Origin of the sequence: Paenibacillus violae (assembly GCF_032461945.1) — a bacterium.
GTDB lineage: Bacteria > Bacillota > Bacilli > Paenibacillales > NBRC-103111 > Paenibacillus_E > Paenibacillus_E violae.
The window spans coordinates 265,534-280,103 of sequence record NZ_JAWCUD010000010.1 but is presented as its reverse complement, the minus strand read 5'-3'; the positions used below and the strand labels follow the sequence as shown (position 1 = coordinate 280,103).

Below are 14,570 nucleotides of genomic sequence, written 5' to 3'. Positions count from 1 at the left end.
GAATTCCCATTCATTTTATTCTATGTAGAATTCAGGTGACCAAGTGGCTATGAAAACATTCACGAGATCGCGAATCTCCATGCTATACGTTATTTTAATCGTGGCGTTACTTGCTTTTGTCAGTATATCGAACTATATTGCTTCCCGTAACATGGAAAGTGAAAGCGATGCGATCGTGAATGATGCCATTCCGATCTCCAAGACTACGAACAGTCTGCTGACCGACTTAATTAATCAGGAGACCAGCATTCGCGGTTTTGAATTAACGGGCAATGAACAATATTTGGACCCCTATACCGCAGGCAAAAAACAGCTGGAAGAAGATCTGGACAAGATCCGTATTTATGATAAAAAGTATCCGACTCTCCAACTCATTATGGATACGCAGGCCATACCGGCGATCACCAATCTGCAGCGCTTTTTTGACAGTCAGCTAGAACTCATTCGCGCAGGCAAAACGGATGAAGCTCGAACCCGGATCAACTCAGGCAAAACGATGATGGATCGTTACCGTGTCATCCACACGAGCATCGAGAAAACAATTGTGCAAATCACAGAGGACGCCTACAACTCTTCTCTCAAAGCTGGCCAAACCTCTCGTACGATTACCATGGTTGGGGGCATTATTGCACTCATCGCAGGCGTGATGTCCATCTTCATCTCCTTCCGGGCCATTCATGCCGAAGAGGAGCTTCGTAAAAGCGAGGAAACTTATCGGTATATGGCTGAGAGTCTCGAAACCCAGAATGAGGAGATCATTGCACAACAGGAAGAGCAGCAAATCACTTTGGCCAAGCTATCCGAAAGAGAACGGGATCTTGAGCTGATTTCTTCCTACCAAGAGAAACTCACCGGTTACGTGGAGCTTAAGGATTTCTTGAAGCACACGCTGCCAGCACTGCTGAATTCGCTTCTGCAGGATGCGGCTCTTGTTGTCATGAAACGCGACCCCGAACCGGGCAATGGCGATACTGGAGGTATTGGCAGTACTGGCGGCACTGGCAATCCTACCTATGAAGTCATTCATTCAATCGGATACCCGAAGGAACATATTCAGGTTCATCAGAACGAGTTATTTGGACCGGCAAGACGTGTTTTTGAAGAAGGCACGAACCTGGTGCACACGCGTGATGTAACCGGGCATGAGAAGGGTGTCCATGGCGGGATGATGCATGCCGTCGATCATTACGTTCCTCTGCTTGACGACAAACAGACGGTCATCGGTTTCTTGCTCCTAACGAGCTACCAAAGCTCCGTGTTCCAAGAAAACAACCAACGCCTGACGAAGGGCTTGGTCCGTCAGTTCGGCTTGGCATTTTTCGCTCAAGTAATGAATGACGAGAGAGTGAAGCAAGCTGCCCATTTGGCGGAATTGAACGACGAGCTTATTGCCGAGAAGCTGTTAATTGAAGGACAGCGCGACTTGATTCAAAATATTTTGGAATCGGCGCACGAAGGCATGATGATGTGTGACTCCGAGGGGACCATCCTTTTCGCGAACCATCGGATGAGCCGCTATTTTGGTTTGAATGAACGCATCGGCGAGAATTTGGTAGCTAGCTGCCACGAGATCGCAGCTGAAACCCCGAGCTTCTTCGGCGCAGCTTCTTCGATCGAAGCGCTGATTAACGGAGCACATACGCATCTGACACAGCGTTTTGGTTTCGTATTGGATGATCAGCCCCAGCATGCTGAGCTGTATGCAACTGTCGTCAGTGAAGATACGGAGCAGCAGGGTTATCTCTTCGTTTTCCGTGACCGAACGGAAGAAGAACGCGTCGATGAAATGAAAAATGAGTTCATTTCCATCGTCTCCCATGAGCTGCGGACTCCTTTGGCGAGTGTGCTTGGCTTCATAGAGATTCTACTCCATCGTGAGCTGCCGCAAGATAAACAGAAGAAATACATGGAGACGATTTATAAGGAAGCTCATCGTCTCTCGAATTTAATCAATGATTTCCTTGATTTGCAACGTATGGAGTCCGGGCGGCAGTTATATCACTTCTCCCCGATCAACTTACTGCCGACTGTCCAGGACATCGTTGATCAGTGGCAGGATAAACAAAACCACAACATCGTCATCCATCAGCAGGAACCGGAACTCTGGGTGCGGGCAGATGCGGATAGAATCCGCCAAGTTTTCCATAACCTGATCAGCAACGCAATCAAGTATTCTCCAGGCGCGGAACGCATCGATATTTATTTATCCGCAGAGAACGGCAAAGTTGTTGCTTCCGTGCAGGATTACGGGCTCGGCATCCCTGAGGAAGCGCATGACCAGATGTTCTCCAAGTTTTTCCGTGTCGATAACTCCGACCGACGTCAAATTGGCGGAACCGGCTTAGGGCTGGCCATTGTGAAAGAGATCGTTGAAGGGCACAGTGGACAGATCTCCTACGAGTCTCAAATGGGTGCGGGCACTACCTTCCGGATTGAATTCGACCAGTATCAGCTATCTTCCATGGAAGGGAAAATCGTTATTTTCGAAGATGATGATGATCTCGCCAAGCTGATCCAAATTGCGTTGAATAAACTGAATCTTCCCTCCATCCAATTGCGCTCTGCCGAAGAGGGAATTATCGCATTAAACCGTTGCAAAGGTGAACCGATTCTGTTCATTGTCGATATCCATCTAGAAGGTGTAAAGAACGGATGGGATTTCATCGCCGACTTATCCAGGCATCCTTTGTACTATCAGACACCGGTTATTGTTTCTACCGCACTGGATCAACCGCATGACTTCCATGAGAAAGAAATTCAGAAATATCTCAAAAAACCGTTCTCCATGGAGCGTCTAGTCCAAGTAGCGAAAAATTTACTCGATAATAAGAAAAGCAATGCGTACGTTTTTCCGGCTCAGGACAAAGATTCTCTCTCTACTACTTTGCAGCGCAACGGCATCGACGTGGTCGAGATGAAAGAAAATTTGGATATGATTGAGGTTGAAATTAAAAGGCCTTCTAGCTAGCCTGCCATCTCTCCTCCTCCCGTTCGGGGGTGGAGAGATTTTTTTATTGTAAAGCAACAGGGATTTCTCTGCCCGGCAGCCAATATACTAGAGAAAAATGAATTCATTCACGCAGGAAGGGTGACCTTGGTGGCAAAGCTTGAACCCGCATCCAATTCTATGCAGACACGCAGCGCTTGGACACTGTTCTTCTCCTTACCGATATTCGCTTGGGCCATGTACGATTTCGCGAACACGATCTTCTCCTCCAATATCGTGACGGTCTTTTACCCTTTTTATTTAAAAGAAACGTTAGGAAAAAGCGAAGAGTTGAATCAGATAGCCAGCACCTTCATCACGTACTCCAATGCTTTATCCAGCTTATTTCTCGTCCTGCTTTCCCCTTTATTCGGAGTGTGGATCGACCGCACGGGTAAAAAGAAGGCCTACCTTGTTCCCTTTACGCTCATTGCCATCGCGGCGACTCTGCTCATGGGCGCTTCGGCCATCTGGCATACCGATCAACAGTGGATGGGGCTTAACACCTCGATTTTAGGTGTGATTTTCTTCTTCATGATCGCCAAATTCTTTTATAATTCCAGCTTAATCTTCTACGACTCCATGATTTCCGATCTGGGCAGCGAGCGTGAAATCCCCATCATTTCCGGTGTAGGCGTAGCCGTTGGATATGTAGGGACGCTAGTCGGGCTTGTCGTTTTCCCTTTGATTAACGGCAATCATTATGAAAACACATTTATTCCTAGTGCGCTTATGTTCCTGCTATTCTCCCTGCCGATTATGTTTCTCTACAAAGAGAAACCGCTCAAGCCGGTAAGCGAGAAAAAGTCACTTCTAAGCGGCTACCGCGAGATTTGGGCAACATTCAAGGAGGCGCGAAAATATCAGGCCGCTTTCTTGTTCATGATTGCTTACTTCTTCTTTAATGACGCGATTGCCACAGCCATCGCCGTCATGGCGATTTATGCGAATACGGTGATGGGCTTCACAACGGGGCAGTTCATTCTCCTCTACTTGGTTTCTACCGTATCCAGCATCATCGGATCTTTCCTTTTCGGTTATGTCACCCGCAGTGTTGGGCCAAAAAGAGCCGTCACGATCGTTGCCTTCGTACTTATCATCGCGATCGCCATTGCAGCCTTAGCGACCAGCCAAAGCCTGTTCTGGGCTGCCGGCAGTCTCTACGGCGTGTCGATGGGCGCCATGTGGGTAACATCACGGACCATGATCGTGCAGTTGACGCCTGTGGAGAAACGCGGCCAGTTTTTCGGCCTTTTCGCATTCTCCGGCAAGGTATCCTCGATTGTTGGGCCTGCTCTGTACGGATCCATTACCTTGGCGCTCGCCTCCACAGGGAACTTCGCCAGCCGCGTCGCGCTTGGCTCGCTTCTGGTGCTAGTCGTGATCGGACTCATCGTGCATATGCGGGTTCCGCAGAAATTGCATTCTTCTACTTAGTTCGTGTACAATAACCTTTAATCATAAGCGGAAAGGAGTGAGGGATATGAAGGGTCCTGTGATCGTGCAGAAGCAGAATCGTTTCCTATTTCTCATTTCTATTAAACACTAAAGCATTCGTTGCTTTAGTGTTTTTTTTCGCTCTGCAGCCGTCCTAATCTCACGGGCAGCGTTGATTTTGAAACAGTACAAAGATAGGGAAGAGAAACCAATTGTCTGATGGGAGGAGAGATCCATATGCGGTACAAACGAGTCCTCATTAAGCTAAGCGGCGGGGCAGTTGCGGGAGAAAGCGAGTTCGGTTTCGATCCGAAACAACTGGATCATATTGCCAATGAGATTATGACGGTTGTTCAGTTAGGTGTTGAAGTGTGTCTTGTGATTGGCGGGGGCAATATCTTCCGCGGCAACATGGGCGAGAGCTGGGGCATTGAGAAAGCGGAGGCTGACAATATCGGAACTCTCGCTACCGTAATCAACAGCTTAATGCTGCGCGGTGTCCTGAAGGCGAAGACCGACGCGGAAGTGCGCGTCATGACGGCCATTCCGATCGCCTCCGTGGCAGAGCCTTTTATCCGGCTTAGAGCCATTCATCATTTGGAAAAAGGGTACATCGTTATTTTCGCAGGGGGCAATGGACAGCCTTTCGTCACTACAGACTATCCCTCGGTTCAGAGAGCTATCGAAGTAAACTGCGAAGCGATCCTCGTTGCGAAGCAAGGCGTTGACGGCGTGTTCGACAAGGATCCTAAACATCATAAAGAGGCCCTACAATACAAATCTCTCCACTACAACGACGTCATCCACCACAACCTGAAGGTTATGGATCAATCTGCCTTTATTCTGGCGCGGGATTATCATATTCCCATCCATGTGTTCAATTTCGACAAACCCGGCTCCATGAAAGAAATATGTGCAGGACAAAATACAGGTACGATCATCAGCGGCTCCTCGGAGCTTATTTATCAGCAGGGGTAATGAAACTGTATTTTCGACGAAATAACGCCCTGTAGTTCCGCTCACTAGGCACGACGAGACGCACAAAAGGATAGAGCACAGTTTTAACAACTGCCGCTCTATCCTTCTTTATTTTACTCGTTTTGGTCCAGCATCAACACATAGTAATCGTTCGCGTTCTTCGTTCTAAAGCCGCAAGATTCATACAAACCCAGCGCCTTCTCATTTTCGACCGAAACTTCGAGTTTGATCAAACCCGCCTGATACTTCATCTTCAGCTCACCGATTGTCAGACTCAAGATCTGGCGTCCGTAACCCTGACCTCGACGCTCCGGCAGAACGCAAAAGCCATAGATGAATCCGCTGGCATCCGTCTCGATCATAGCTCCGATCTTACCAATCGGCACTTTCTGTTCCCCGTGCCCGAGCTCTGCGATCCAGGTTCTTTCCTTGTCGCCGGTAATCGTTTGGTTCACGTATTCTCTCGTATCCGCTTCCGGCATTTGAAAGCCTGACATGTTCAGCTGAACAAGCAGCTCGGTATCCTGTACATCGGCGGAGCGCAGCGCCAGCGGTTCTTCACCGGTTTGCGGCACGCCTTCCGCGCCCTCCTGAAGCTCCATCACGTATTCAGAGAAACGATAGTCCGCGCCATGCTTCGTTAAAAAAGCCTTCCCGCTCACCGATCCCCGTTCATTAATGAAAATCGCCTTCGGCACCCTTCGATGTCTGCACGCTTCCAACGCCGTCTGAACCAATTGCCCAAAGATACCTTGGTTTCGCGCCTCCGGGTGCACCATTCCGCTAATTTCCACTTCCGTGGACAGAAAAGAATATATCGCCAGAAAACCGACAATCCGGTCATCCCGGTAAAATAAAAAGTCATTCGTCACGCCCGGCGGACGATCCGATAATGTCCCCCAGTTTAGTTTAATCTCGATATGGTCATGGCGGTTACATGTCTCCCATAAATCCCGAACTTCCTTCAGCTCCTGCGGTGACAGTCCTGCCCTTGCAAATATGCCTTGTTTCAATAGATTGTCCTCCATACACACTGAGTTTTTATCCTACTGCCATTATACATGTCTATTCTTCAGCGTGGTAAGCTAATAAATGATTTTACATAAAGTTTCGTGCACCGTGAACGATTGATCCCCGTTGTTCGTACTATCTAAGAATTCAGGCAGAGAGGGTGACCCTTGACTTGGAAGAGCAAGATTGGCTTGATCGGGCAACGCAGGGAGATCGCACCGCTCTATCCCGGCTGTTACAGCAGCATTATGATTTTGTTTACAAATATTTGTTGAAAATAACGCTGAATCCGTCCATGGCGGAGGACCTGACGCAAGACACCATGATTCGATGCATCGAAAAAATAAACTTGTACAACGCGAAATCCAAGTTCTCCTCTTGGCTGATCACGATAGCCACCCGTTTGATGATTGATCAGGCGCGGCGGCGCAAACGCGAAAAGAAATGGCAGGAAGAACAGCAGGTGCAAGCCCTGCGTCAGATGCAGTGGCACGCCGAAAGCCGGAACGAGGCTTGGCCCGATGTACTGAACACCTTGGCTGAACTGCCCGAGGAAAGCCGCATTCCGGTTATTCTCAAACATTACTACGGCTACACTTATGAAGAAATCGGCCAAATCCTTGCCATCGCGGAAGGGACCGCCAAATCTAGAGTGCATAACGCTTTGAAGCAATTGCGAAAGGAGCTGGTGTAGATGGATAACTTTCAGGACGCTAATCATAAAAAGCCTCAGATGAGCGGATCTTCTGAGGCTCAGGCCGACGGTCCTCCTAATGAGGCTGAGGATGCCGTTCTTAGACTGCAGCAAGGACTTGACGCGTTAGACGGTTTATTCCCCGCCTCGCGTCCAAGCAGCGCATGGTTCGATCAACAAGTTGCAGCCGTCCAGAGAAAACAGCGCTCGCGGCTGCTCGGTGATCTGCTCAAGTTGTGGGGCACCGCCCTACTGCTGTTCTATCTCCTCTTCATAATCGCAGCTGCACAGCCGGTTACCTTCATTACCTTCCAAGCTTTGGCGATCATTGCACCGCTAGCTTGGCTACTCTTCAGAAAGCAGGTGGATTCACATGAAACATGAGAATTGGGATGCGCTACCTATATGGGCTTGGATAGGCATTGCTCTTATTCTGCTCGTGCAAAGCACATGGCTATTCGTTGATGCGCGCAAGCGGAGTGCTCGGTATCCTTGGTTTTGGGGGATTTGGGGCATCCTTCAGGCACCGACGCCGCTCATCGTGTATTTGTTTGCGGTACGGAAGATTCACCGCAGCTTCTCGGGCAAAGGGAATTGAGTTTCTGAAATTCTACTTAAGAAATTTACGCCGATTACTCAGGTTGTCGAGAAAGTCTCGACAGCCTGAGTTTTTCCATTTAATTAAGCAGCATAATGTCGATACACAACACGAAAAGAGCCACCCTACTTAGAGGCCGGCTCTTTTCGCTATTACTGCGCCTGCCGGGCATATTCATCCGGCGTCTGGCCGATAATGGACTTAAAATCTTTAATAAAATGCGACTGGTCGTGATACCCCAGATCCATCGATAGCTTGGACCAGTTCGGCCTGACGCTCACATCCGTCATTTCCGCCGCATTCTGAATGCGGGCCAGCTTAATGACCCACTTGGGCGTAACGCCAACGTAGTGGTCGAAAAGCCGCTGCAGCGTCCTCTTGTTCACGTGGAAGTGCTCGCAGAGACTGTCTACCTTCGTAATATCCGGCTGCTCGTTAATATAATCAATGATCTCATTGATAAAAGATACCTGCGCATCTTGCTCCGGCAGCTTAGGCCGGATCATTCGTTCGATTAGCTCTACCATTTGCCGCTCATCTGTCTGCGCAAACATGTCAGCCTCTAACCTTAGCGGATCAGTATCAAATACATTCTGAACGCTCAGCGGGCCCGCCTGCATGTCAGAAACCGGCCGCTTGAAGAACGGATAGAAACCGCCTGGCTTGAATTTCACACCAAATACGCATCCGTGGCCCTCCAGGTAGTGGCCGTATTTCTCTTTTCCAGGTCCATAAATGGCCGTCCGGTCAGGCTCAACGACCAAGTTGACACAGGGATTCGGAATGACGTGCTGGGTATAAGGCTCTTGACCTCTTAAATCCCACCGGATAATCCAATAATGGCGAATGAAAAAGGCCAGATCCTCCGAGGGAGCCACCCTGGAAAGCTGAAATTTCCGTGCAGTTTGCTGCAGATTCATAATGCCTAGACTGGGCTTGATAAGGTCTGACATGACGCCGATCACTCCTTGTCGCGTTTTTACAATACTTGGAGCGTACAAACTTCTATCATAAACTTAACACAAGTCGAGGGAGTGAGCTTAAGTTGGAATTAAAATACGAATTTTATATTGGTGCAACTTGCAAAGAAGTGTGGGATATTCTGGTGACACCGGAGGGGACGCGTAAAATTCTGTTCGGCAGCGTGCTCGAGACTACGTTCGAGGTCGGCTCTGATTTCAGATACATTGGGCCAGGCAATGACGGCGATGAAACGGTCCATGTCTATGGCAAGATTCTGGCCTATGAACCGGAGAAACTTCTCTCCTGCATCGAACATGCAGGCCCGTCCTATAATCCGAATCATGCGGATTTTCAGTCGCGGATGACGTTTACGTTAGAGACGGTCGGCAGCTGCACCAAAATGACGCTCATCAATGATGAATGGACACCGAACCACCCAAGCTTCGAGAGAACGAAAGCAAGCTGGTGGATGATTTTAAGCAATATCAAGACACTAGCGGAGACTGGTAAAACATTAGACTTCGGTTGGTAAAAAAGCGGCTATCTCAAAGGATCAACACGCCTTGAGATAGCCTTTTCTCATTTATAAAGGCAAAAGTGCAAGCGACGCTTTCCCCTCAAGCCCCTCAACCATGGCATGCCAAGCTTGCGGTTTATTCGCAAGAACGGCATAGTAACGGCGCAGGAACGTCGCAACCAGCTTCGCGCTGATCTCCTCCGCATCCTCGTCCGTGGGTAGGAAGCAAAGGTCCAGCTCTTCCACCGCTTCCCCGTTGTTTTCCCATGAAGGATGCACATACGGGAAATCAATCCGCTTGTAACCGAGATGCGACAAGACCTCTCGCCGCACGTAAGGGTCCATCGGCTTCACGCCGCCGAACGCATGGCCTTCGATCCGATACGGATCGTAGATCTCAGCGAACATCCCCAGCATCGGCTTGCCCGACTCGGCCGCCAGAGCCTCCAGGTCATTCCAACGTTTACGCGCTAGAAAACGACCAATGCCAAGTCCCGCTTGACCAATAATCGTAAAGTCCGTCATCGCCACTTGAAAATCCTCATAGTAGCGGTATTCTGTCGTACCAACGACCTTCCCTTCGTGCACAGCGACGAACACTCGAATCCCCGGGTCCTCCAATGGCTCTTTCCACAGGGCATATTCCAGCACCTCTTCCGGTGGGAATACCTCCTTCATCAGATCATGCATCGCACGAAACAAAGGGTTGTCTATACTTGTTATCCGTATGTATTCCATTAGTTTCTCAAGCTCCTTTACGTCCTAATTCGAAATGGATTCCGCCACTCCATCAAAAGTGCATAGTTCAGTGATTCCTCATCCTGCAAATAATCCGGCACAACCTGCACCGGCGTTCTCCCGCAGCGCAGCAGGAACGTAATCACCGGGTCCTTGCAAGCCCCTGCCATGACCGCTTTCACATAGTCCTCCGCAGTCATCGCTTCAGCCTGCTTATGGTACCCTGGCATACGCCCGCCTCCAAGCAATCTGCGCAGCCCCAAATGTACAACGACCTCATACATGGACTGCATCATCCATTTGCCAAGACCGAACTTGCGGTATGCGGGCATCACGCAGATATCCACAATATACAAGGTATCGCCGTCCGGCTGGTGCGTACGGATGTAGCCATCGTCGGTTAACGTCGACCAGCTGTGATCAGCAGCATGCACCTCGTCATAATCGACAAGTAATCCCGTAATGGAGCCAACAATCCTCCCCTCCACCTCTACACAGAGTGCGCCTTGGGGGAATCTTGTAATGTGCTCCGTGAGCTGCTCCTCATTCCACCATAACTCCGACGGAAAAGGCGGTGGAAAGCTTTCCTGCTGAACGCGAATCAGCGCGTCCATATCTGCTTTTTCATAATTGCGAATGACTGCCTCAATGGGCTTGTCCCCGTCGAAGACGTACAACTTTTTAGCGTAATATTGGTGCGAATTCCTATCCACCATGCTAGGCATACCCCCTCGCCCTGATTAGGACCAATCGGTGTACAGATCCGTCCTGCGGTCACGCCATGTGGTGACAGAGCCTTTTTCGCGGACGAGGGTTAACAGATCTAAATCCAAATCCGCCGTGACCACCATATCACCGTTGATTTCACCTTCGACCATGATCCCTTTTGGCGGGAAAGGCACATCATTTGGAGTAAGCACCGCGGCTTGCCCGAAATTTGCCCTCATGAAATCAACTGTCGGCAGAGCGCCGACCGTGCCCGTCGTGACGACGTAGATTTGATTCTCAATTGTTCGTGCATGGCAGGTGTAACGCACTCGGTGGAACCCGTGCCGGTCATCCGTACAGGAAGGAGCAAACAGCACATCAGCGCCGCGGGCTCTAGCCATTCGGACGATTTCAGGGAATTCTACGTCATAGCAGACGAGTATCGCGATACGGCCTTTCTCCGTGTCAAACACCTGCAGGGAATCGCCAGCCCCCATATTCCATTCCTTCACTTCGGTCGGGGTGATATGCAGCTTTTTCTGCTCCCCGATACGCCCGTCCGGATAAAATAAAAAGGCCGTGTTATACAGCTTGCCCTCTTCAGAGGTAATGTGCGTGCCGCCAATGATGTGCATGCCCGTTTGCTTAGCCAGTCCTTGGAAAAGCGTCCGATAAGCCTCTGTAAACGACGGCAATGCCTCAATCGGCAGCGCTTTGCCATGCTCATCACCAATGGACATCAACTGTGTCGTGAACAGTTCAGGAAACAGCACAAAATCCGCCTCAAACTCCTGAGCCACCTTCACATAATGCTCCACCTGCGCAGCGAACTCTTCAAAATTGTGTATCGTGTGCAGATGGTACTGCACGGCCGAAACTCGCATTTTCAACGTCATCTCTCCCAACTTGTCATTAAATCTATAAGCCTGAGTTACAAGAATTAAAAGAGTTACAAGCTAACAAGCACTCGCCCTCTAACTTTCCCTCCCAAAACCTCTTGCGTCGCCTGGACAATGCCATCTAATGTCACTTCTTTGTACATCATCCGTTCAAGCAGCTGCGGTTTTAATTCCCCAGCCATCCGCTCCCACAGGGGCCTCCGAATCTCGGACGGGCAATACACCGAATCAATACCCAACAGGTTCACGCCTCGCAATATAAAAGGAAACACTGTCGCGGCAAATTCACCGCCACCTGTCACTCCGCTCAGCGCTACAGACCCGCCGTACTTCATCCGACTCAGGACATAGGCAAGCGATTCGCCTCCTACCGGATCGACGCAGCCTGCCCAATATTCCTTGTCGAGCGGTTTCCTGACGGACGGGGATAACTCCTCCCGAGGCACTACACGCGTCGCGCCCAATTCCAGCAAATACGCATGATCGGCGGACTTGCCCGTGCTGGCTTCCACCTCATAACCGAGCGCAGCCAACATCGATACACTGTTACTGCCTACGCCGCCGGTAGCGCCGCGGACGAGGACAGGCCCTTTCTCCTTGCTCAGCCCGTTCTCCTCCATACGCTGAATCGAAAGCGCTGCTGTAAAACCTGCCGTTCCCAGGATCATCGCTTCGCGATGGGACAGTCCCTTCGGCAGCGGCACAACCCAGTCGGCCGGGACCCGCGCGTAGGCGCTAAACCCGCCGTAATGTCCCGTTCCTAGCTCATAGCTGGTCACAAGCACCTCGTCCCCCTCGCGAAAGCGGGGGTCTGACGAAGCGGCAACCGTACCTGCCAGATCGATGCCAGGCACGATGGGATACTTCCGCACAACGCGACCGTTCGGCGTGCAAGCCAACGCATCTTTATAATTAATACCCGAGTAACGCACGCGGATCGTCACTTCACCCGGTGGTAAATCCTCTATTCGCAGCTCTTTCACCTGTGAGGAAAAGTGCTCCTCTGTCTTCTCCACCACTAACGCCTTAAAGCTATCCATACTGGTTTAGCCTCCTCGGTCCCCATCGGATTCAATCAAGTGAATTTTCCAACTACTACCCATTTAGTTTACTAAAATCGTGTTCAGTATTCAAAGGTTTCGACACATCGATGAAAATTCTAAGGCTGCGGTTGCATGAGGGGAACTACGTGGCCTTATTTCGGGGGAAAAGGCCCATTTGTGGGTCCCGGTGGAACTACAGGGCTTTATTCACGCTCGAATCCGCTTAGTTGCGCCAAAATTGGCAAAATAGGGGACTGCAGTTCCCCTTGCCGGCCCAATGGGCTATTCCCATTGAAATAGCGTCCTGCAGTTCCCTTATCGGCACGCAGAGTGCTCCTATCCCACCACAAATCGCAAAAAAACTCCCCGGTCCTATGACCAGGGAGCCCTTCTTATTGCTGCTGCGCAAAACCCGCAGCTTTCAAAAACCGTTCAAAAGCCGCTTGCCCGGCTTCATCACGTTTAAACACGCCGGCGTCGAGCAGCACGTCCATGAACTTGCTGCCGACTTCCTCCTGCAGCACCGCTTTCGCGCCGTCTGCCGTCAGCGCAGCGCCGTGCTTCGCAATCATCGCCTCGATCCATGCCGCATGCTTATGCAGCGGATGAGAGGCCTCGTCACGGATTGCGCTGCCGTAGTCGGCTTCGCCCGTGAGGATCTTGGCGATATCCGCCAGCTCCTCTTGCAAGCGGCCTGGCAGTACCGCCAGCCCCATTACCTCAATCAAGCCGATGTTCTCCTTCTTGATGTGGTGCAAGTGCTGATGCGGATGGAAGATGCCATCCGGATGCTCTGCGCTGGTGCGGTTGTTCCGCAGCACCAGATCAAGCTCGTACTCGCCTCGTGCGTTGTTGCGGGCGATTGGGGTGATCGTGTTATGCGGGATCCGCTGTCCATCCTTCTCGCTGAAGGCGAGGACGTCCGCTTCCGCATCACTGTAGGCGCGCCAGTCTTCGAGCAGCTTGCTCGCCAGCTTGTAGAGCTGCTGCTTGTTATGGCCGCTCAAGCGAATGACTGACATCGGCCATTTCACGATGGCCGCTTTCACGCCAGCGAACTCAGCGTTCACGAATGTTTGCTCGCTCGGAGCTTTCTCCATCGGGAATTGATGACGTCCGCCCTGGAAGTGGTCATGGTTCAGAATAGAACCGCCCACGATCGGCAGATCCGCGTTGGAACCGATGAAGTAATGCGGAAATTGATCGATGAAATCGAGCAAACGATAGAACGTATTCGCCGTTGTTTTCATCGGAATATGTTTTTCATGGAAAATAATGCTGTGCTCGTTGTAATACACGTAAGGCGAATACTGGAAGTACCATTTCTCGTTATCCAGCTCTAAGGGAATGAACCGGAGATTTTGCCTTGCCGGGTGATTCACACGTCCGGCATATCCTAAGTTGTCCGCGCAGAGCAGACAGGCGGGATAGCTGCTTTGCGGCAGCGTTTTGAGCAGGGCAATTTCTTTCGGATCCTTCTCTGGTTTAGAGAGATTGATCGTAATCTCAAGATCACCGTAAGCGGTGCCCGTCAGCCAGTATTCATTTTTCTGAATACGATCCATCCGAATATAATTGGAATCAATGGATTGTTTATAAAAATAATTCGTTGCCGCCTCAACCCCATTGGTCTTCGCCGTGTTCCAAAATTGATTCACAACCTCGGAAGGACGGGGCATGAGCAGCCCCATAATCCGTGCGTCCAACAGATCCCTGTACGTGGCTGTGTTCTCTTCCAGGAGGCCTGCCTCGTAAGCTGCATCCAGCAAATCTTCCAGAAGGGCTACAGGGCTGCTTAACTTCTCATCCGGCACTTCCCCTGCATAAGGTTCAGCAAGCCCAAATAAATCAAGCAAAGCATTTCGTGAAGTATAGATATCCAACTGCTCTATGAGTCCATTTTGCTTCGCAAACTGAAGGAGCCTTTCAATGGTTAATGCCGTAAACTGCGTTGCTTCAACTGTCCGTTCCATGTGCCACACTCCTTTCTAAACAAGC

General features: G+C 50.4%; 14 protein-coding genes. 7 read left to right on the top strand and 7 right to left on the bottom strand.

Translation table 11 applies throughout. From position 1 onward, the window contains the following. Positions 1–49: 49 nt before the first annotated feature. The 3 genes from RQP52_RS26020 to pyrH all read left to right on the top strand — a co-directional run bounded on the left by RQP52_RS26020 (position 50) and on the right by pyrH (position 5,401). On the top strand, positions 50–2,968 hold the full coding sequence (locus RQP52_RS26020) for an ATP-binding protein (protein WP_315954539.1): 2,919 nt from the start codon (positions 50–52) through the stop codon (positions 2,966–2,968). Positions 2,969–3,127: 159 nt separating this feature from the next. Then, positions 3,128–4,423 (top strand): MFS transporter, encoded by a 1,296-nt coding sequence (locus RQP52_RS26015; protein WP_315954588.1) that lies wholly within the window; start codon positions 3,128–3,130, stop codon positions 4,421–4,423. Positions 4,424–4,660: 237 nt separating this feature from the next. Continuing rightward, complete coding sequence (pyrH, locus tag RQP52_RS26010) at positions 4,661–5,401, top strand: UMP kinase (protein WP_127456781.1); 741 nt, start codon at positions 4,661–4,663, stop codon at positions 5,399–5,401. A gap of 113 nt (positions 5,402–5,514) precedes the next feature. Here pyrH and RQP52_RS26005 read toward each other — a convergent pair whose 3' ends face one another. Continuing rightward, positions 5,515–6,414, bottom strand: coding sequence for a GNAT family N-acetyltransferase (locus tag RQP52_RS26005; protein WP_315954538.1), 900 nt, complete (start codon positions 6,412–6,414; stop codon positions 5,515–5,517). Between the two features lie 170 nt (positions 6,415–6,584). Here RQP52_RS26005 and sigY point away from each other — a divergent pair, with 170 nt between their 5' ends. The 3 genes from sigY to RQP52_RS25990 are packed head-to-tail and all read left to right on the top strand — an operon-like array spanning position 6,585 to position 7,704. Beyond that, on the top strand, positions 6,585–7,106 hold the full coding sequence (gene sigY, locus RQP52_RS26000) for an RNA polymerase sigma factor SigY (RefSeq protein ID WP_315954537.1): 522 nt from the start codon (positions 6,585–6,587) through the stop codon (positions 7,104–7,106). Next, on the top strand, positions 7,107–7,490 hold the full coding sequence (locus RQP52_RS25995) for a DUF5345 family protein (protein WP_315954536.1): 384 nt from the start codon (positions 7,107–7,109) through the stop codon (positions 7,488–7,490). Further along, a complete protein-coding gene (locus RQP52_RS25990) occupies positions 7,480–7,704 on the top strand; it encodes a sigmaY antisigma factor component (RefSeq protein WP_315954535.1) in 225 nt (74 codons plus the stop codon). The genes RQP52_RS25995 and RQP52_RS25990 overlap by 11 nt, the downstream gene beginning before the upstream one ends. A 152-nt stretch (positions 7,705–7,856) precedes the next feature. On the opposite strand, the gene RQP52_RS25985 is transcribed toward RQP52_RS25990, so the two are convergent. Beyond that, positions 7,857–8,657: a helix-turn-helix domain-containing protein gene (locus tag RQP52_RS25985; RefSeq protein ID WP_315954534.1), complete on the bottom strand. Its 801-nt coding sequence runs from the start codon at positions 8,655–8,657 to the stop codon at positions 7,857–7,859. Positions 8,658–8,749: 92 nt separating this feature from the next. Between RQP52_RS25985 and RQP52_RS25980 the strand changes: the two genes are divergently transcribed. Beyond that, on the top strand, positions 8,750–9,199 hold the full coding sequence (locus RQP52_RS25980) for an SRPBCC domain-containing protein (protein ID WP_315954533.1): 450 nt from the start codon (positions 8,750–8,752) through the stop codon (positions 9,197–9,199). Positions 9,200–9,250: 51 nt separating this feature from the next. On the opposite strand, the gene RQP52_RS25975 is transcribed toward RQP52_RS25980, so the two are convergent. From RQP52_RS25975 to RQP52_RS25955, 5 genes are all read right to left on the bottom strand, one after another. After that, on the bottom strand, positions 9,251–9,922 hold the full coding sequence (locus RQP52_RS25975) for a GNAT family N-acetyltransferase (RefSeq protein WP_315954532.1): 672 nt from the start codon (positions 9,920–9,922) through the stop codon (positions 9,251–9,253). 17 nt (positions 9,923–9,939) lie between these two features. Next, positions 9,940–10,638: a GNAT family N-acetyltransferase gene (locus tag RQP52_RS25970; protein ID WP_315954531.1), complete on the bottom strand. Its 699-nt coding sequence runs from the start codon at positions 10,636–10,638 to the stop codon at positions 9,940–9,942. 24 nt (positions 10,639–10,662) lie between these two features. Next, positions 10,663–11,520, bottom strand: a complete 858-nt coding sequence (locus RQP52_RS25965) for a carbon-nitrogen hydrolase family protein (RefSeq protein ID WP_315954530.1) — start codon at positions 11,518–11,520, stop codon at positions 10,663–10,665. 59 nt (positions 11,521–11,579) lie between these two features. Beyond that, positions 11,580–12,569, bottom strand: a complete 990-nt coding sequence (locus RQP52_RS25960; protein ID WP_315954529.1) for an acrylyl-CoA reductase family protein — start codon at positions 12,567–12,569, stop codon at positions 11,580–11,582. A 395-nt stretch (positions 12,570–12,964) separates the two neighbouring features. Next, positions 12,965–14,545: a UDP-glucose--hexose-1-phosphate uridylyltransferase gene (locus RQP52_RS25955; RefSeq protein WP_315954528.1), complete on the bottom strand. Its 1,581-nt coding sequence runs from the start codon at positions 14,543–14,545 to the stop codon at positions 12,965–12,967. Positions 14,546–14,570 lie beyond the last annotated feature (25 nt).

Bases quoted from the DNA above. Each gene is read 5' to 3' on its own strand.
- RQP52_RS26020 (WP_315954539.1), top strand. From the start codon at position 50: ATGAAAACATTCACGAGATCGCGAATCTCCATGCTATACGTTATTTTA.
- RQP52_RS26015 (WP_315954588.1), top strand. From the start codon at position 3,128: ATGCAGACACGCAGCGCTTGGACACTGTTCTTCTCCTTACCGATATTC.
- pyrH (WP_127456781.1), top strand. From the start codon at position 4,661: ATGCGGTACAAACGAGTCCTCATTAAGCTAAGCGGCGGGGCAGTTGCG.
- RQP52_RS25995 (WP_315954536.1), top strand. From the start codon at position 7,107: ATGGATAACTTTCAGGACGCTAATCATAAAAAGCCTCAGATGAGCGGA.
- RQP52_RS25990 (WP_315954535.1), top strand. From the start codon at position 7,480: ATGAAACATGAGAATTGGGATGCGCTACCTATATGGGCTTGGATAGGC.
- RQP52_RS25985 (WP_315954534.1), bottom strand. From the start codon at position 8,657: ATGTCAGACCTTATCAAGCCCAGTCTAGGCATTATGAATCTGCAGCAA.
- RQP52_RS25975 (WP_315954532.1), bottom strand. From the start codon at position 9,922: ATGGAATACATACGGATAACAAGTATAGACAACCCTTTGTTTCGTGCG.
- RQP52_RS25970 (WP_315954531.1), bottom strand. From the start codon at position 10,638: ATGGTGGATAGGAATTCGCACCAATATTACGCTAAAAAGTTGTACGTC.
- RQP52_RS25960 (WP_315954529.1), bottom strand. From the start codon at position 12,569: ATGGATAGCTTTAAGGCGTTAGTGGTGGAGAAGACAGAGGAGCACTTT.
- RQP52_RS25955 (WP_315954528.1), bottom strand. From the start codon at position 14,545: ATGGAACGGACAGTTGAAGCAACGCAGTTTACGGCATTAACCATTGAA.